An 18,150-nucleotide genomic window follows, 5' to 3' on the forward strand; every position below is an offset into this window, starting at 1 on the left:
GCTATCCTTATGGTTCCTTATATTCAGTCTTAGGCGGTGCAGGGTGCCAAATAATGATTGTTTCAGTTACCGTGCGCCGATTGTCAGCACATCAAATCCATTAACGGTATCCGATCCTTCCACTGTAGCCAGCCAGCACGCGATCAGGTTTACACAAAATACACCGTTACTTCCCTCCAGTTCCGGAACCGAATCGTTATTGCCTGAGGGACCCTCTTTATCACGGGTGACACAACAATTTCAGTCCCTGTCTATTCACAGGAAGATGAAGAGGGTAACCGAGACCGTCTGTGGCAGTGTCAGTCACCATTCCCGAGCCGCTTATCAGTGGTGTTTTTCCGATAAAACCACAGAACAACACCGTAATATCAAGCAGAAAGCATCAGCGACCGGGGCGGGTGGAACAGTAAGTAAGATACTGGAAGCCTGTAAAATAAAAAAAAATCCAGCGAAGAAAAAATGCATTACTACGAAAAGACCATTAAGTGCCTCAGGGATCACGGAAGAATATCCCGGCAACGCAGGTAGCATAAAAGATCACCTGATAAAAGCGATCAGCAAACCGGGTAACTGGAATACGGATGCAATGGATATTGCTGTTACGGGGGTTGCAGATTTATTAAACGTTATTCTGGATATTGAAGATGTAGAGCTCAATACTCATTTCCAGGTGGGACATACGCAATGCCCTGAAAAAATTATTCATTTACGTAGATCCAGACCGTGCGGTTTAGAACATTACCAACTTATCGAAAGCAGCGGAAATATTCGTAATGTGATGGCGGATGGGAATTGTCTGTTTCGTGCTATATCCCTCGATAGATATGGTAATGAAGTACATTGGCAGCGGCTAAGACAGGGTACGGCTGACTATATCAATGACCATTGGGATAACTACGTTGATTTTATTCCGACGCAGACGTTCCCGAGGAAAGCCGCAACCGTTGAGATGCTGCCAAAAAATTATCCACTGAATAAAATGATGCCCTATCTTTCTACTGCGGCTCCAGATATCAGTGATGCGATTCTGGATTATACAGTCGCGAGTATGAAAACGGATTTAACAGCATTATTTAGTTCTCCTCTCACGAGAGAGCAAAAAAAATCCAGAAAAGTAAAAGAAAGTTTTAACCATCTGGTCTCTCACTTTGTTAGCGATATCAGTCGGGAAAGGTATCAGGAGATCAGAGGAGTGATAAACGACTGGGAAATTGGCCCGGTTGTTAAACACCGGTTATTAAAAAGATTGCATTATCTTAAAAACCATCTGAATAATAAATGCGAAGATTATGTAAAACTCTGTACGTCCCGATTAAAACAAAAAGACTTCTCACCATGGGCCGTATTCTTCAAGTCAACGAATAGAGAGCTTCAGTATATTTTAGAGAATACGGGGATGTTGGCACAGCAGTTCTCTAATTTCTTAGTGCTGTCAGAAACAGTTGATTTAATACAATTGGTTCATCAACGCGGCCTCCGTTTGGAGGAGCAGCTGATGACTGAGACGTCTTTTATTGAGAATAACGAACTGAAAAATATCAGAAGTGAGTGCATTGGTGGTCTGATAGATATTTTAACGTCGTACTTTAGTGATCATTGCTCTTTACTGCCACCCTTTGATAATGGTTTTCATATGTTAGCTGGCTATGATCTGATAAAGATGAAGAGCGATCATTATTACAAAGTGGATCTTGATAACCTTATTGAAAATGAAATATGGGATGACAGAAATGTTGTTATCAGGCATCGAGTTTGCCGGCTAATGGTAGAACGATTTTATCAACGTGTTCCCGGAATAAATCTATATCAGGAAACGATTGATAATTCACCACTGGTATTAAAGAGAAGTATGATCAACAGTGAGGAACGAAAGTTATATGATATCCACACTGATCTTCCCTCCGGGAAGATTGTCAGGGATTTAATTTGTTTTAATCGTGGAGCCAGGTTGCATGTTGTTAGTGAACATATGCATATTTTTCCATTTGTTATAGGCGATGCATATCCGATCAATAGCGTGAATTTAAAAGGGCTTCCCTATGGGGAAAGAGGGTTAAGCTTTGAGAAGCTTAATCATCAGTTTATTGATAATCCCGCTATTTCCAGAGGACATCTTAAATGTATCGCTATTTGTGCCAACCGCCTGTTTCCAGAAATTACCCTCACCGGAGAACTTAAAGTTTATGTGGAATGGTTGAATGTTCTCAGCGACGATAGCAAGCGCTTCTTATTTCGCTATACGCCAGGTTATGATGGTGGTGACTATTTTTTAGTGGATGGTCTGGACTGTATTTCTAAAAAAATATATGGCAATGGGGCGTATGGCAGTAAAATTATTACGATGATAGAGGCATGCCTGAAGTCATTTGCTGATAAAATTGCCAATACTGATGAGCTGGCTTATGTGATTTTTGTATCGCCATTAATACTTAATGGTATTAACGAAATCATCAAAAAAATCATTGAAAGAGGCAATCTTTATCATCCCCGTGATGATTGGAATATGCTGGTGGAGAAAATAGTTAATGAGGTGAGTTGCAGGCAGTCACTGGAAATGCGAGAGGAAGTCAGGAAATTAGATAAATCATTGCAGTCATATGTTGAAAAAATACCGATGAGAGACCTTTATTGTTATCTTTCACAACAGGGTAATTACTGGATTTTGAGAGAAAATGAAACAGGAAAGTTTATTGGTTGTTATGGGCCTGCGGGAGAGGCTTTTAAAACGCTGCCTGAGGATGGTGTCAGAGGGTGTTATCTGGTCCTTCGCCCCTCCAGCGTAGAAGTTTTCATTGCAGATGAAAATACGCATCATTCTTGTGGTATATATTTCCTTGATAATGAAGACAATAAAAGTTTAATTATGGTCGTTATTAATATGCGTGGTATCAGTTTTATGCCAGAAGCAAGATCTACATATCAGATGTTTTTGTCAGGATTGGAGACGCTGGCTGAGCAATATAATCACATATCAGAGAATACGGAAGAGCGTTGAACTCATATATGATGAGTTTTAACTGGTGGAATTCTGTGGCTATAACGCCAGAACATCGGATCAGTGCATTTTTAAAAAATAAATTTCTGGTGAGTATAGTTATATGTCATAAAACAGGAGGGCAAGATGCCAAATAATGATTGTACTGCTTACCGTGCACCCGTTGGCAGACCACCGGGTTTATCAAATACATCGTTGTCCTCAAATCCTGTCAGCCAACAGGTTGTCAGTTTTGTGAAAAACACGCCTCAGATCCCCAGCTCGGAGATTAAATTATCATTACCGCAGAGATCTCCTTTACCACGAGAAAAACAACATTTCCGGGATCTGTCAGTTCATGGCAAGGTAAGATCAGTTGCCGAAAATTTTTGTGGTTGCGTCAGTAATCATTCCAGAGCAGCATATCAGTGGTGCTTTTCGGCTACAACCAGGGAAAATACATCTTATACGCGCCTGGATAAATCTGAACCTTATGCAAATAAAACCGTCAGTGAAATTCTGGAATCACGCAAAAGCAGAAAAAACGCTTCCGGGAAAAAATATATTTCGAAGAGTCATAAAGCTGAGGTTACGGCTACAGCGAAAGAGCAGCATGATAGTTTAATAATAAAAAACCGTCTGATAAGCACTATCAGAGAACCTGATATCTGGAATAATGAGGCAATGGATATTGCCACTTATGGGGTTGCGGATTATTTGAATGTTCTGCTGGATATTGAGGATGATCAATGTGGTACTCATTTTCAGGCAGGAAATACGACAAATCCTGAAAAAGTAATATACCTGCGCAGATCGCGGCCTGATGGTTTAGAACATTATCAACTTATCGAAAGCAGCGGAAATATTCGTAATGTTATGGCGGATGGAAACTGCCTCTTTCGTGCTGTTGCTGCTGGTTATTATGGGAATGAGCAAGCCTGGCAGGATTTAAGGCAACAAACGGCAAATTATATCAATAATAACTGGGAGCATTATGCTGCGTTTGTGCCAAAGGGAGACAGTGTTGCTCTCAAAGGGGAAACTGAACTCCCTCAAAAAAATCCCCTGGAAAATATCTCTTTGAGTTCTCAGTATCCCATACTCAGTGAAATGATTCTTAATCATATTGCTATGGCACTGCGACGTGATCTTGAAGCATGTTTCGATTTATCGCTTTCATCTGGGGAAAAAGACATGCAGAAAAAGAGGGACAGAGTTTCGAATGCCTTCTCTCATTTCATTTCCTGTAAAAGTGCTAAAAAAATCAGTGTGGTAGAAGAATATATTAACAGCTGGGAAATATCGTCTTTGGTTAAAAAAGATATGATTAATAGATTGCATGATCTCAGCAAAAATATTGATAATTTACATATAAGAACCACTCTCGTACCTTGTGCGCGTGCGAATGAAGGAGATTTTGATAAATGGGGGGTACTGTTCGATGCTGCCAACCAGGAACTGGCTTATGTTTTATGGAAAGCAGGCCCCACTCAGAAACAGCTCTCTTGCTACCTGGCATTATCTGAAGCAGCAACACTGGTCCAGGCTATTCATAAGCGACCTGTCATGTTAATGAATCTACTATCAGCTCCAGGATATTATCCTTTAAACCTCAGTTTTAGAAAAATCAGAAATTCGTTAGTAGCTGAAATGATAAATGGCATGGTGTATAACTTTAGAGAAGTAGCCGGTAAAATATGGCAAAAAATATATCAATACAACAATATGTTATCACACTTGATTCATGGTGATATCCTCGGGATGAGAAGTGAGTTTTATTATACTGCTGATTTTGAATATGTGGCTTATCAAACAAGAGAGGATATAGATGAAATTATTAAAGAGAGGGCCAAACGATTAATGATTGAGCGTTATTATAAACGGGTGCCTATTATGACCCTTTATCATAACACTATTGATAATTCTCCTCTGGTATTGAATCGCAGTGACATCAACGCGGATACAAGGAAACTAATAAAACTGGAAGATGGAGAGATTAGAGAAGATGTGATTAAATCAATACTTTCTGCTAATCGGGGGAACAGAATAAAAATTTTGTTTGATAATATGTTTATTGCTCCGTTAGTGGTTGGCGATGGATTTCAGATAACCAGTGTTGATTTACAAGGTCTCCCTTTTGGTATCAGAGGTTTAAGTATTGAAGAGATAGATCGATTATTGATTGATAATGCGGAGATTTCAGATGGACAGCTTCGGGCGATAGCCATTTACAGTAACCGATTGCTCAGAGAAATCACAACCACCGGTGAACTTTTCCCTTCTGTAAAGTGGCTTCTTTCTTTCGACGGTGACACGCTCTTATCTTTCTTTGTGAAATATAAAAATTTACCTGAAGATTTGGGTTATGCTTATTTTTTGGTGGACAAGTTACAAATTATTGCGCAAAAGCTTTATGGGCATAAATCTTTTGGTGAGGATATCATTACATTACTGGAAAATAGTCTGGAATTTTGTCATGGTGAAATCACAACCATTGACGAACTGGCATATTTACTCACCTCACCCAGCAATAACAAACTCAGGATTATCAGTATTGCTGACCGGATAAATACCGGAATCAGCGACCCCGAAAATGCCAATGAACATTATAAGGCGTGGCGAAAGTTTGTCATATCTTCCATTCGGGATGAGAACTCACGGGGAAGTCTCGATGAGCGCCAGCAGCTGCATCAGCAGGCCGCTACAACGTGATGTAATTCAAACCATCAGTTATCTCAGCAACAGTGGAGCATTCTGACAGTAAGCCACCCTCGCTTTTCGCTATCATTATTCAGTGCCACAACACCACAGGAGGTGAGCATTGAATATTCTTGCGATCATGGGACCGCACGGCGTTTTCTACAAAGATGAACCGATCCGTGAGCTGGATGCTGCGCTGAAGCTACAGGGCTTTCAGACTGTCTATCCCACCGATGCCAGCGATCTGCTCAAGTTAATTGAGCATAACCCGCGTATCTGCGGCGTAATTTTTGACTGGGATGACTACAGCCTGGAATTATGCAGCGAGATCAATCAACTCAATGAATATCTGCCGCTGTACGCCTTTATCAACACCCATTCGCAAATGGATGTCAGCATCAACGAGATGCGCATGGCGCTGCATTTCTTCGAGTATGCGCTCAGTGCCGCCGACGATATTGCACTGCACATCCGCCAGTACACCGATGAATACATTGATAAAATCACCCCACCGCTGACCAAAGCGCTGTTTACCTATGTTAAAGAGGGGAAATACACCTTCTGTACGCCAGGCCATATGGGCGGTACGGCGTTTCAGAAAAGCCCGGTTGGCAGCCTGTTCTACGATTTCTTTGGTGCTAACACGCTGAAAGCGGATATCTCGATTTCGGTTACCGAGCTGGGTTCATTGCTCGACCATACCGGCCCACATCTGGAAGCGGAAGAGTACGTGGCGCGTACCTTTGGTGCCGAGCAAAGTTACATGGTGACCAACGGCACCTCGACTTCGAATAAGATCGTCGGTATGTATGCGGCACCGGCGGGCAGTACGGTATTGATCGATCGCAACTGCCATAAGTCACTGACGCATCTGCTGATGATGAGCGATATTATTCCTCTGTGGCTGAAGCCGACGCGTAACGCCCTTGGCATCCTCGGCGGTATTCCACAGCGAGAGTTCACACGCGATAGCATTCAGCACAAAGTTGATGTGACGCCCCGCGCCAGCTGGCCAGTACATGCGGTGATCACCAACTCAACCTATGACGGCCTGTTGTACAACACGCAATACATCAAACAGACGCTGGATGTACCCTCGATCCACTTCGACTCTGCCTGGGTTCCCTACACCAATTTTCACCCGATCTACGCAGGCAAGAGCGGCATGAGCGGTGACCGTGTGCCCGGCAAGGTTTTTTATGAAACGCAGTCAACGCATAAACTGCTGGCTGCCTTTTCACAGGCTTCGCTCATTCATATCAAAGGGGATTACGACGAGCAGACCTTCAACGAAGCCTACATGATGCATACCACTACCTCGCCAAATTACGCCATTGTTGCCTCAATTGAGACGGCAGCGGCGATGCTGCGCGGCAATCCGGGTAAACGGCTGGTGAATCGTTCGGTGGAGCGGGCACTGCATTTCCGTCGCGAAATCCAGCGTCTGCGCGAGGAGTCAGACGGCTGGTTCTTTGATATCTGGCAGCCGGAGCAGGTTGATGAAGCAGAGTGCTGGCCGATCCAGCCAGGAGACGAAGCGTGGCATGGTTTTACCCAGGCCGATCGCGATCATATGTACCTCGATCCGATCAAGGTGACTATCCTGACCCCGGGAATGAGTGAGCTGGGGGTGATGGCGGAGGAGGGGATCCCTGCGGCATTGGTGGCGAAATTCCTCGATCAGCGCGGCGTGGTGGTGGAAAAAACCGGGCCTTATAACCTGCTGTTTCTGTTCAGTATCGGCATCGATAAAACCAAAGCGATGAGCGTGCTGCGTGGCCTGACAGAGTTTAAACGCGCCTACGATCTCAACCTGCGGGTGAAAAATATGCTGCCGGATCTGTATGCCGAAGATCCTGATTTCTATCGCAACATGCGTATTCAGACGCTGGCACAGGGGATCCATCAATTGATCCTGCAGCATGATCTACCCCGCCTGATGCTGAAGGCGTTTGATGTGTTGCCGGAGATGAAGATGACGCCCCATCAGGCGTTTCAGCAGCAGGTAAAAGGACAGGTGGAAACGGTAGATATTCGCGAGCTGGTGGGCCGTATTTCAGCCAATATGATTTTGCCGTACCCACCCGGTGTACCGCTGGTGATGCCGGGGGAAATGATCACCGAACAAAGCCGCGCGGTGCTCGATTTCCTGCTGATGCTCTGCACCATCGGGCGGCACTATCCCGGCTTTGAAACCGATATCCACGGTGCCACGCTGACGGAGGATGGGCGCTATCTGGTGCGGGTATTAAAAGGCGAGAACGATCATTAACTTCGGACAAAAGCCTCTTTTCAGCTGGCCGCCTGCCGCGTAAGGTAGGCGGCAAATCAGACAACCGGAGCCGCTATGCTGCAAATTAAACAGATCCACCACATCGCCATTATCGCGACTGATTATGCGCGCAGTAAGGCGTTCTATTGTGATGTGCTGGGCTTTGAATTGCTGGGGGAGTTTTACCGGGCGGAGCGTGATTCCTGGAAGGGCGATCTCGGCCTGAATGGAGTGTACACCATTGAACTGTTCTCCTTCCCGTCGCCACCGGCACGTGTCAGCCAGCCGGAAGCTTGTGGTTTGCGCCATCTGGCGTTCTGTGTTGAGGATGTTGAGCAATCGGTCGCTGCGCTGGCAGAGAAAGGCGTGGTATGTGAACCGATTCGTATCGATGCCCTGACCGGTAAAGCCTGTACTTTCTTCTCAGACCCGGATGGTTTGCCGCTGGAGCTGTATCAGGCGTAAAATAGCCGCCGTCGCGAGCCACAATCAGGTAGCTCGTTTTCACGGAATGCGCCATGTCTTTGTCCCATCTTGCTGCACTGCTGACACCCGACGCCCGCTATGTGCTGGCGTTCAGCGGTGGGCTGGATTCCACCGTCCTGCTGCACCAATTGGTTTGCTGGCAACAGCAGCACCCGCAGGTCCATCTGCGCGCCTTACATGTTCATCATGGTTTAAGTCCCAATGCGGATAGCTGGGCGGCGCATTGCCTGCAAATTTGCCAGCAATGGGGGATTTCCTTAGCGATATTGCCTGTGTTGGTCGATGGTCGTGAGCAGGGGATAGAAGCCGCAGCCCGTGAGGCGCGTTATCAGGCATTGTTTCAGCAGCTGCAACCCGGTGAGTGCTTACTTACCGCCCAGCACCTGGATGATCAATGTGAAACCCTGTTGCTGGCGTTAAAACGTGGCAGTGGCCCGGCGGGGCTGGCGGGGATGCCTGCGCAGCGTTCCCTGGGGGAAAAGCGGCATCTGCGTCCGCTGTTGGGGATCAGCCGTCAGCAGCTGGAAGCCTGGGCGGCAGAACATCAACTGAGCTGGATTGAAGACGAAAGCAACGCCGATTGTCGCTACGATCGCAACTTTCTGCGCCAGCGGGTGATCCCTGAGTTGCAGGCGCGCTGGCCGCATTTTAGCGCTGCAGCGGCACGCAGTGCCGCGCTATGCGGTGAGCAGGAGCAACTGCTGGATGAGCTGCTGTCGGAACAGCTCACACAGCTTACGGATGAGCAAGGGCGGCTGGCCTTCACGTCTCTGTTGAGCATGAGCGAAGCACGTCGCCATGCGCTGCTGCGTCGCTGGATTGCCGGGCAGGGAGGGGTGATGCCTTCGCGTGATGCCTTGTTACGTATCACCCGTGAAGTCATGCAGAGCCGGGAAGATGCACAGCCCTGCCTGAACTTTGGTGCTTTCGAGCTACGCCGTTATCGCCAGCACCTTTACTGGCTGCCGCCGCAGACTTCCCTCAGTCAGCACTTACTTACCTGGGATGACCGTTCACAAGCGCTGCAATTACCTGATCAACTGGGTGAATTGCTGGCGCGTTCTGACGTTCCACAGTTACGTTTTCCCGCTGCAGATGAGCAGGTGAGCGTGCGTTTTCAGGCCCAGGGTTATTTTCACCTGCAGGGCCGGACGGGCGGACGCGAGATGAAAAAGCTGTGGCAGGAGGCCGGTATTCCACCGTGGCAGCGCGAACGCATCCCACTGATTTACTACAACCAGACGTTAATTTGCGCGCCGGGATTGTTTATCACCCGCGAAGGCGCGGCCAGTAATGAGCAAGGCTGGCAGGCGATTTGGTTAAAACAACAATAAAACGGAGAGCAATGATGAAACACTGGATCGCGGCGGCGCTGTGCGTCGTGGCACTACCGGCACTGGCCGACGGTGATATCAAGGCAGGTGCGCAGAAAGCCGCCAGCTGTCTGGCATGCCACGGCGCTGAGGGAAAAAGCGCCGTTCCTTTGTATCCTAATCTGGCCGGGCAGCATGCGCCTTATCTGCTGCATTCCCTGCAGGCATACAAAAAAGGCGAGCGGAGTGGCGGTCAGGCTGAAGTCATGAAGGCGTTTGTGGCTGGGTTAAGCGATGAGGATATGGCGGATTTGGCGGCGTATTACAGTTCGCTACAGCCGTAGATGAGGGGGGCGGGATGTGAAACTTCCCGCCCGTTGGCAGGTTACTCGTCTTCGCTGACGATGACGGTGCCCAGCTCAGGATGACTGAAGCTGGCGATGTGATCGAGCCGCAGCTCGCGTGTTTCACCGGAGAGGTCGACAGCAAGATACTCAACGTTTTTACGTGAGACCATGTCCACGGCTTTCGCCTTGAGCTGTTCGCCGCTTTTCAACTCCAGCGACAGCGTCCAGTGTTTTTGGCAGGCGAGTTCCAGGTTGTCGTAGTCATCGCAGTTGATGGGTTTGTAGGCTTCATTCGTCAACATAGTCGCTCACCAATAAGTTCGCAGCGGCATAGGCTGCCTGTTCCCTGACAGAAGAGTTTAGCGCAGAATTAGCGGCAATATCATTGAGTGCATTCAGCGCACATCCAATGGCGTCTGGCACATACCCCAGGTCGCCGCTGCCAATCTCGGCATATTTCTGGCGAACTAACTCACAATACTTTTGCACATTCACCTCCTCAGCAGAGTATCAATACTCTGGTTGATAGGTGACTATATCACAGGCATTTCATTGAAATCAGCCAGGCTGCAGCGTGAAGCACGCAGAGAAAACCATGAAAGTGACAAAATTCGCTGGTCCTGAGCATAAGTAGATCGCACAAAAGGTTAAGTTGATGAACAGGTTATTACGCGGTATCGGCGCGCAGCCGACAGCAGGTGACAGATGATTGTATTGTCACGCTCCGTTTCACTGCCGGAAAATGAGGTGGAGCTGACTGCCATTCGGGCGCAGGGCGCTGGTGGGCAGCATGTTAATAAGACTTCCACCGCCATTCATCTGCGTTTTGATATTGCAGCATCGTCATTGCCTCCGTTCTACAAAGAACGTCTGCTGGCGGCCCGCCACCATTTGATTACCGACGAAGGGATGGTGATCATCAAAGCTCAGGAGTACCGCAGCCAGGAAATGAATCGTGAGGCAGCCGTGCAGCGATTGATTAACCTGATTCGGGAACTGACCACGGTGGAGAAGGTACGGCGTGCCACTCGTCCAACCCGTGCGTCGAAAGAACGGCGGCTGGAAGGCAAAGCGCGGCGGAGTAGTACCAAGTCGTTACGGGGAAAAGTACGTTAAAAAAAGCGCCTCCGGAGGGAGGCGCCTGGGCTGTTACTTATTCAGCGCTTTTGCCAGGAAATCAACGATTTCGCTGTGCTTAATCATCTCTTTCTCACTGGCTGAACGCGCTTTGTACTCGATCTCTGCATTGTCGAGGTTGCGGTCGCCAATGACGATGGTGTGCGGTACACCAATCAGTTCCATATCGGCAAACATCACGCCCGGACGCTCTTTACGGTCATCCAGAATCACGTCAATGCCTTTGGCACGCAGCGTGTTGTACAGTTCTTCCGCCACTTCTTTCACACGGAAAGATTTGTGCATATTCATCGGCAGAATCGCGACTTCAAACGGTGCCAGTGCGGCTGGCCAGATGATGCCACGATCGTCATGATTCTGCTCAATGGCAGCTGCGACAACGCGGGTAATACCGATACCGTAGCAACCCATGGTCATGACCTGGTTACGGCCATCTTCGCCCTGGACTGCCGCTTTCAGTGCGTCTGAGTATTTGGTGCCGAGCTGGAAAATGTGACCGACTTCGATGCCACGCTTAATCAGCAGCGTACCTTTGCCGTCAGGGCTGGGATCGCCAGCAACAACGTTACGGATATCTTCCACGCGCGGTTCTGGCAGGTCACGGCCCCAGTTAATACCGCTCAGGTGTTTACCATCGATGTTGGCACCCGCACAGAAATCGCTGGTTTTCGCTACGGTGCGATCGGCGATAACCGGCATAGTCAAACCCACCGGTCCGAGGGAACCCGGGCCTGCGCCCAGCACGGCACGAATTTCGGCTTCAGTTGCCATCTCCAGCGGAGCAGCGACGATATCCAGTTTCTCGGCTTTGACTTCGTTCAACTGGTGGTCGCCACGCAACAACAGGGCAACCAGTGCATGGCCACTCTCTGCAGTGCCTTTGACGAACAGCGTTTTAACGGTTTTCTCAATCGGCAACTGATGCTGCTCAACCAGTTCGACGATGGTTTTGGCGTTCGGCGTGTCGAACTGCACCATCTCCTGCGTCGGCTGCGGACGTTCACCCGCCGGTGCCAGTGCCTCCGCTTTTTCAATGTTGGCCGCGTAATCAGACTCGCTGGAGAAGATCACATCATCTTCACCGCTCTGCGCCAGTACCTGGAACTCATGCGAAGCGCTACCGCCAATCGAGCCGGTATCTGCCTGCACGGCGCGGAAATCCAGCCCCATACGGCTGAAGCTCTGGCTGTAGGCGCGATACATCGCATCGTAGGTTTCCTGCAGCGATTCCTGCGAAACGTGGAACGAGTAGGCATCTTTCATGATGAACTCGCGCGAACGCATCACACCGAAGCGCGGACGAACTTCGTCACGGAATTTGGTCTGGATCTGATACAGGTTGAGCGGCAGCTGTTTGTAGGAGCTTAACTCGTTGCGGATCAGGTCAGTCACCACCTCTTCATGCGTCGGACCCAACACGAACGGACGATCATGACGGTCTTTAATACGCAGCAGTTCGGGACCATATTGCTCCCAACGGCCACTCTCTTCCCACAGATCGGCTGGCTGAACCACTGGCATGGAGATCTCAATCGCGCCAGCGTTGTTCATCTCTTCACGCACGATGTTTTCAACTTTTCTCAGTACGCGGATGCCAGTCGGTAACCAGGTGTAGAGTCCTGAAGCCAGTTTGCGGATCATCCCGGCGCGCAGCATCAGCTGGTGGCTGATCACTTCCGCATCGGAGGGCGTCTCCTTCAGAGTGGAGAGCAAATATTGAGTAGTACGCATTGATTACGATTCCAGTTATACGGAAGGTCACTGACAAAAAATTTTGCTGGCGGCTAGTGTACCAGCGAGATCCGCCACTCAAAAGCGGGTTTTAGCGTGGATCGATCGCCACTACCTCAGTACCTGCCTCATCAATCCGCCAGCGCACATTAAAATCGAGCAACCATGCGGCATATTCGCGATCGGCTTCCTCACCTTTGCGATACGCCGGACGGGGATCCTGCGCCAGCACATCGCTGAGAAAACGCGCCAGATGAGGATATTGTTGCTGGTGCTGCTGAAGTTGCGCCAGTGCCAGAGGAGAGAAGCGCACCGGCATTGATGCTTCAGGCGCGGCCTGAGCGAATCCGGCGCGTGCGTCAGGCAAGGCCTCGGCAAACGGCAGATAGGGTTTGATATCGACAACTGGCGTACCATCCACTAAATCGAGGCTGCCAAGTTGTAAAATAACCTGCTGCTTTTCACAGCGAATACCTTTGAGTTCAACCAGTGACATGCCGATAGGGTTCGGACGAAAGGTTGAACGTGTGGCAAATACCCCCATGCGCGTATTACCGCCGAGGCGCGGCGGGCGCACGGTAGGACGCCAGCCACCTTCCATCGTCTGATGAAAGATAAACAGTACCCACAAATGGCTGAATGCTTCCAGGCCGCGCACGGCTTCGGGCTGATTATAAGGCGGCAGCAGATGCAGCTCACCGCCGCCATCCTGCACCAGACCGGGCTGGCGCGGGACGGCAAATTTCTCTTTCCACGGTGAGCGGATTACGCCGATTTGCGCAAAGGCAAACTCACTCATTGATTGGCGACTTTCAGCGCCGAGCCTTGACAGATGGCCTGACGATAACAACCCGGCGTGGTGGAGACGATTTCGCATTTGTGTAGCAGTACCGCGTTCGCTTTCATCCCTGCGGCTCGCTGTTGCAGGCGTTTACGGGCGGTATTGATATTCGGTGGGGAATCCTGGTTGCTGCTCTGGCAATCATCGCCGGAAACTTCGCCCAGATCGCGGAACGGTTTGCTGACCAGGTCGGTCGCATCAGTGTAGATTTTCACCGGGGCCGGGCGTGGAGCAGGTTTGCGTTCAGGTTCGCTGGATGGCTGCTGTGGGTGCGATGAAGCACTGCTTATCGGGTGATATTCACGCACACACCCGGTTAGCATTAATGCTAACAAGCAGAGCGGTAAAAAACGCATGGCAACATCCTCATGTTTTAAAAAGTGGCGTTATTGAAACAAGGACAACGGTAAATAACAAGTCAGCTGCCACAACCGGCAAAAGAAAGGGCGGCCGAAGCCGCCCTGCAGGTATGAAAGGGGAGGGATTACCAGCCCTTCACTGCACCGCCGTTGAAGATTTTGTTCGCTGCTTCTGCGACTTCGTCAGACTGGTAAGCCTCGACAAATTTCTTCACGTTTTCAGCGTCTTTATTATCTTCACGGCTAACGATCAGGTTCACGTACGGTGAATCTTTATCTTCAACGAAGATGCCGTCTTTAGCCGGAGTCAGGCCGATCTGGCTGGCATAAGTGGTGTTGATCACCGCCAGCGCAATCTGTTGATCGTCCAGTGAACGCGGTAACTGCGGCGCTTCCAGCTCAACAATCTTCAGGTTTTTCGGGTTTTCGGTGATATCCAGCGCGGTCGGCAGCAGGCCAACACCGTCTTTCAGTTTGATCAGGCCCACTTTCTGCAGCAGCAGCAGTGAACGACCGAGGTTAGTCGGGTCATTCGGAATGGCGATCTGTGCACCGTTCTGCAGTTCATCCAGAGATTTGATCTTTTTGGAGTAACCGGCAATCGGGTAGACGAAGGTGTTACCAACCGGTACCAGTTTATAGCCACGGTCTTTGATCTGCTGATCCAGATACGGCTTGTGCTGGAAGGCGTTGACGTCAATGTCACCTTTGCTCAGCGCTTCGTTCGGCAGAACGTAATCGTTGAAGGTGACCAGCTCAACATCAAGACCATATTTCTCTTTGGCGACTTTCTGTGCCGTCTCAGCAACCTGCTGCTCAGCACCGACGATCACACCCACTTTAATGTGGTTTGGATCTTTTGCTTTCTGATCGCATCCTGCCAGCGCAATCACGCCAATCAGAGCGCCCACAGCGGCAATCTTTTTAAATGTAAAAGACATATCCTTTCCTTAATAGAGAATATTGATATTGCTTGCTTACTTATGGGACACAGCACGTACGATGCGGTCGCCACAGAATTGGATTAAATAAACCAGCACAACCAGCAGAACCAGCACGGTATTCATCACGGTGGCGTTATAGCCAATGTAACCATACTGATAGCCAATCTGGCCCAGGCCACCGGCCCCTACTGCACCACCCATAGCGGAGTAACCAACCAGCGTAATCAGGGTAATTGTAGCGGCATTCACCAGTCCCGGAAGGGCTTCTGGCAACAGGACTTTACGGACGATCTGCAAAGGGGTGGCACCCATCGCGCGTGACGCTTCGATCAAGCCGGTAGGCAGCTCCAGCAGGGCGTTTTCGACCATGCGGGCGATAAATGGAGCCGCACCGACGGTGAGCGGAACGATAGCCGCCTGCAAACCAATTGAGGTACCGACTATCGCGCGGGTAAAGGGAATCATCCAGACCAGCAGAATAATGAACGGGATCGAACGGAAGATATTTACCAGCGCAGAAAGTACACGATACAGCGCACCATTCGCCAGAATCTGGCCCGGACGCGTAACGTACAGCAGTACGCCCACCGGCAGACCGAGCACAAAACCAAAAAAGCCGGAGACGAAGGTCATCATCAGCGTTTCCCAAATGCCACGTCCCAGTAGCCACATCATCGCTTCAGACATAACCCAGCACCTCTACTTTCACGTGGTTCTCTTTCAGCCAGGCAATCGCGGCTTTAGTATCTTCTTCACCGCCGTCCATTTCGGCCAGCATAATGCCGAACTTCACGCCACCGGCGTAATCCATCTGCGCACTGATAATGTTGTTGTTGACGTTGAAGCGGCGTGCCGCCTCTGACAGCAGTGGGGCATCGACCGACTTGCCGGTAAATTCCAGGCGTAATAAAGGTACACTTTCAGCCTGGGGCTGTGCGGACATCCGTTGCTGGTAGTCATCTGGAATATCAAGATGCAGCGTTGACTGAATAAACTGCTGGGCCAACGGTGTTTTCGGATGGGAGAACACTTCGCTCACGCTGTCTTTCTCGATCAGTTCACCGTTGCTGATGACGGCTACCTGATCACAGATGCGCTTCACAACGTCCATCTCATGGGTGATCAATAGAATGGTCAGGCCGAGGCGACGATTAATATCCTTCAATAGTTCCAGGATCGAGCGAGTGGTCGCGGGGTCCAGGGCGCTGGTGGCTTCGTCGCACAGCAGTACCTTGGGATTGCTTGCCAGGGCGCGGGCAATAGCCACACGCTGCTTCTGGCCACCGGACAGATTGGCTGGCCAGGCGTCATGTTTATCCGCCAATCCCACCAGTTCCAACAACTCACTGACACGTTGTTTAATCTGCTGGCGTGAAAGATTACCCAACTCCAGCGGCAACGCGACGTTACCGGAGACGGTGCGCGAGTTCATCAGGTTAAAGTGCTGGAAGATCATGCCAATCTGGCGGCGAGCCAGCGTCAGCTGACTGGCCGGGAGCGCAGTCAGATCCTGACCACCAACGACCACACGGCCAGAAGTGGGGCGCTCCAGCAAATTGACGCAGCGAATGAGTGTGCTTTTACCGGCACCGGATGAACCGATGACGCCATAAATCTGTCCGGCAGGCACATGCAGGCTGACGTTTGACAACGCCTGAATAGTGCGTGAACCTTGCTGGAACACTTTGCTAATATTTTCTAGTTTAATCATTAGGTTAATTATTATCGTGTTGCGTTATCCGTGGTGTTTCGGGTTTCATCGGTCTGAGCCATATGAAATCTGGATGGATGTTAAGGCATCCAGACGGCTAAATCAACGAAAGTCATTCAATCTGCCATTCTCTCATTATGCGCAATCATGCCATACTGAGCGGCAATTTTTGCAGCAGGAGTTTCTACGTGGCGAACAAAGTCCCGGCTATTTTTCTTGATCGTGATGGCACATTGAATGTCGATCACGGCTATGTTCATGAGATCGATAATTTTCAGTTTATTGAAGGCACCATTGAGGCGCTACAGGCCCTGAAAAAAATGGGCTTTGCGTTAGTACTGGTGACCAATCAGTCGGGCATTGCGCGCGGCATGTTTACTGAAGACCAGTTTATGCAATTGACCGAGTGGATGGACTGGTCGCTGGCAGACCGTGATGTTGATCTCGACGGTATCTATTTTTGCCCGCATCTGCCGGATGCGACGGTTGAAGCCTATCGTCAGCAATGTGATTGCCGTAAACCACAACCGGGCATGCTGCTTTCGGCGCAGGAACATTTGCATATCGATATGGCCGCTTCTTATATGGTTGGCGACAAACTGGAAGATATGCAGGCAGCGCAGGCGGCTGGTGTAGGGACTAAAGTGCTGGTACGTACTGGCAAACCGGTGACAGCGGAAGGCGAAGCGGTGGCGGATTGGGTAATTGATAGCCTGGCTGACCTGCCAGCACGCATTAAAAAGGGCTAAAAACGGGCCTTTTGCACAAATTTCAGCCGAACAGTAAAAAAGTTGAAATTTGCGCTTGCGCTTCGTCAGAGTCTCCCTATAATTCGCCTCCACTGACACGGCAAAGCGGCAACGCAGACGGTCAGCGAGGGACGAAGTGATTCATCCCGCCGGAGAAAGTCGCTGAAAAAAAGTGATTGACTCTGAAGGAGGAAAGCGTAATATACGCCACCTCGCGACAGACGGTTAACCCGCTGTTCGCACCGCTCTTTAACAATTTATCAGACAATCTGTGTGGGCACTCGCAGGATTGATATCAAAAGTCCACGGACTTAAAAAATATCAAGTCTCAAGAGTGAACACGTAATTCATTACGAAGTTTAATTCTTTGAGCATCAAACTTAAATTGAAGAGTTTGATCATGGCTCAGATTGAACGCTGGCGGCAGGCCTAACACATGCAAGTCGAACGGTAGCACAGAGGAGCTTGCTCCTTGGGTGACGAGTGGCGGACGGGTGAGTAATGTCTGGGGATCTGCCCGATGGAGGGGGATAACTACTGGAAACGGTAGCTAATACCGCATAACGTCGCAAGACCAAAGTGGGGG

At 49.6% G+C, this 18,150-nt stretch carries 16 protein-coding genes; 8 read left to right on the forward strand and 8 right to left on the reverse strand.

Translation table 11 applies throughout. The features are described 5' to 3' along the window. The first annotated feature begins 43 nt into the window (after window positions 1-43). From CUN67_RS03775 to CUN67_RS03800, 6 genes are all read left to right on the forward strand, one after another. Window positions 44-2,995 carry a hypothetical protein gene (locus CUN67_RS03775; protein ID WP_208714067.1) on the forward strand — a complete coding sequence of 984 codons (2,952 nt, stop codon included), beginning with the start codon at window positions 44-46 and terminating at the stop codon, window positions 2,993-2,995. Between the two features lie 126 nt (window positions 2,996-3,121). Next, the gene (locus CUN67_RS03780; RefSeq protein WP_208714068.1) at window positions 3,122-5,686 is read left to right on the forward strand and encodes an OTU domain-containing protein; all 2,565 of its coding nucleotides are present in this window, start codon (window positions 3,122-3,124) and stop codon (window positions 5,684-5,686) included. A gap of 109 nt (window positions 5,687-5,795) precedes the next feature. After that, entirely contained in the window at window positions 5,796-7,946 is a 2,151-nt protein-coding gene (locus CUN67_RS03785) for a lysine decarboxylase LdcC (protein WP_208714069.1), read from the forward strand. Between the two features lie 75 nt (window positions 7,947-8,021). Next, a complete protein-coding gene (locus CUN67_RS03790; protein WP_208714070.1) occupies window positions 8,022-8,411 on the forward strand; it encodes a VOC family protein in 390 nt (129 codons plus the stop codon). 53 nt (window positions 8,412-8,464) lie between these two features. Then, the gene (gene tilS / locus CUN67_RS03795) at window positions 8,465-9,766 is read left to right on the forward strand and encodes a tRNA lysidine(34) synthetase TilS (RefSeq protein ID WP_208714071.1); all 1,302 of its coding nucleotides are present in this window, start codon (window positions 8,465-8,467) and stop codon (window positions 9,764-9,766) included. A gap of 14 nt (window positions 9,767-9,780) precedes the next feature. Further along, window positions 9,781-10,089, forward strand: a complete 309-nt coding sequence (locus tag CUN67_RS03800) for a c-type cytochrome (protein WP_208717061.1) — start codon at window positions 9,781-9,783, stop codon at window positions 10,087-10,089. 41 nt (window positions 10,090-10,130) lie between these two features. Here CUN67_RS03800 and rof read toward each other — a convergent pair whose 3' ends face one another. Both rof and CUN67_RS03810 read right to left on the reverse strand, forming a co-directional pair. Next, on the reverse strand, window positions 10,131-10,394 hold the full coding sequence (gene rof, locus CUN67_RS03805; RefSeq protein WP_084872879.1) for a Rho-binding antiterminator: 264 nt from the start codon (window positions 10,392-10,394) through the stop codon (window positions 10,131-10,133). Beyond that, window positions 10,381-10,581: a YaeP family protein gene (locus tag CUN67_RS03810; protein WP_013507964.1), complete on the reverse strand. Its 201-nt coding sequence runs from the start codon at window positions 10,579-10,581 to the stop codon at window positions 10,381-10,383. The genes rof and CUN67_RS03810 overlap by 14 nt, the downstream gene beginning before the upstream one ends. A 216-nt stretch (window positions 10,582-10,797) precedes the next feature. Between CUN67_RS03810 and arfB the strand changes: the two genes are divergently transcribed. Beyond that, complete coding sequence (arfB, locus tag CUN67_RS03815) at window positions 10,798-11,208, forward strand: alternative ribosome rescue aminoacyl-tRNA hydrolase ArfB (protein WP_208714072.1); 411 nt, start codon at window positions 10,798-10,800, stop codon at window positions 11,206-11,208. Window positions 11,209-11,241: 33 nt separating this feature from the next. Here arfB and proS read toward each other — a convergent pair whose 3' ends face one another. From proS to metN, 6 genes are all read right to left on the reverse strand, one after another. Further along, complete coding sequence (gene proS, locus CUN67_RS03820; RefSeq protein WP_208714073.1) at window positions 11,242-12,960, reverse strand: proline--tRNA ligase; 1,719 nt, start codon at window positions 12,958-12,960, stop codon at window positions 11,242-11,244. A gap of 91 nt (window positions 12,961-13,051) precedes the next feature. Beyond that, window positions 13,052-13,759: a tRNA (N6-threonylcarbamoyladenosine(37)-N6)-methyltransferase TrmO gene (tsaA, locus tag CUN67_RS03825; protein ID WP_208714074.1), complete on the reverse strand. Its 708-nt coding sequence runs from the start codon at window positions 13,757-13,759 to the stop codon at window positions 13,052-13,054. Beyond that, window positions 13,756-14,157: an Rcs stress response system protein RcsF gene (gene rcsF, locus CUN67_RS03830; protein ID WP_208714075.1), complete on the reverse strand. Its 402-nt coding sequence runs from the start codon at window positions 14,155-14,157 to the stop codon at window positions 13,756-13,758. The genes tsaA and rcsF overlap by 4 nt, the downstream gene beginning before the upstream one ends. Before the next feature lie 128 nt (window positions 14,158-14,285). Next, window positions 14,286-15,101 (reverse strand): MetQ/NlpA family lipoprotein, encoded by an 816-nt coding sequence (locus tag CUN67_RS03835; RefSeq protein ID WP_208714076.1) that lies wholly within the window; start codon window positions 15,099-15,101, stop codon window positions 14,286-14,288. 36 nt (window positions 15,102-15,137) lie between these two features. Further along, a complete protein-coding gene (locus CUN67_RS03840; RefSeq protein WP_013507970.1) occupies window positions 15,138-15,791 on the reverse strand; it encodes a methionine ABC transporter permease MetI in 654 nt (217 codons plus the stop codon). Then, a complete protein-coding gene (metN, locus tag CUN67_RS03845) occupies window positions 15,784-16,815 on the reverse strand; it encodes a methionine ABC transporter ATP-binding protein MetN (protein ID WP_208714077.1) in 1,032 nt (343 codons plus the stop codon). Before metN ends, CUN67_RS03840 begins: the two co-directional genes overlap by 8 nt. A gap of 188 nt (window positions 16,816-17,003) precedes the next feature. On the opposite strand from metN, the gene gmhB reads away from it, so the two are divergent. Then, window positions 17,004-17,564 carry a D-glycero-beta-D-manno-heptose 1,7-bisphosphate 7-phosphatase gene (gene gmhB, locus CUN67_RS03850; RefSeq protein ID WP_208714078.1) on the forward strand — a complete coding sequence of 187 codons (561 nt, stop codon included), beginning with the start codon at window positions 17,004-17,006 and terminating at the stop codon, window positions 17,562-17,564. The last annotated feature ends 586 nt before the right edge of the window (window positions 17,565-18,150 follow it).

This window comes from Pantoea cypripedii (assembly GCF_011395035.1).
GTDB lineage: Bacteria > Pseudomonadota > Gammaproteobacteria > Enterobacterales > Enterobacteriaceae > Pantoea > Pantoea cypripedii_A.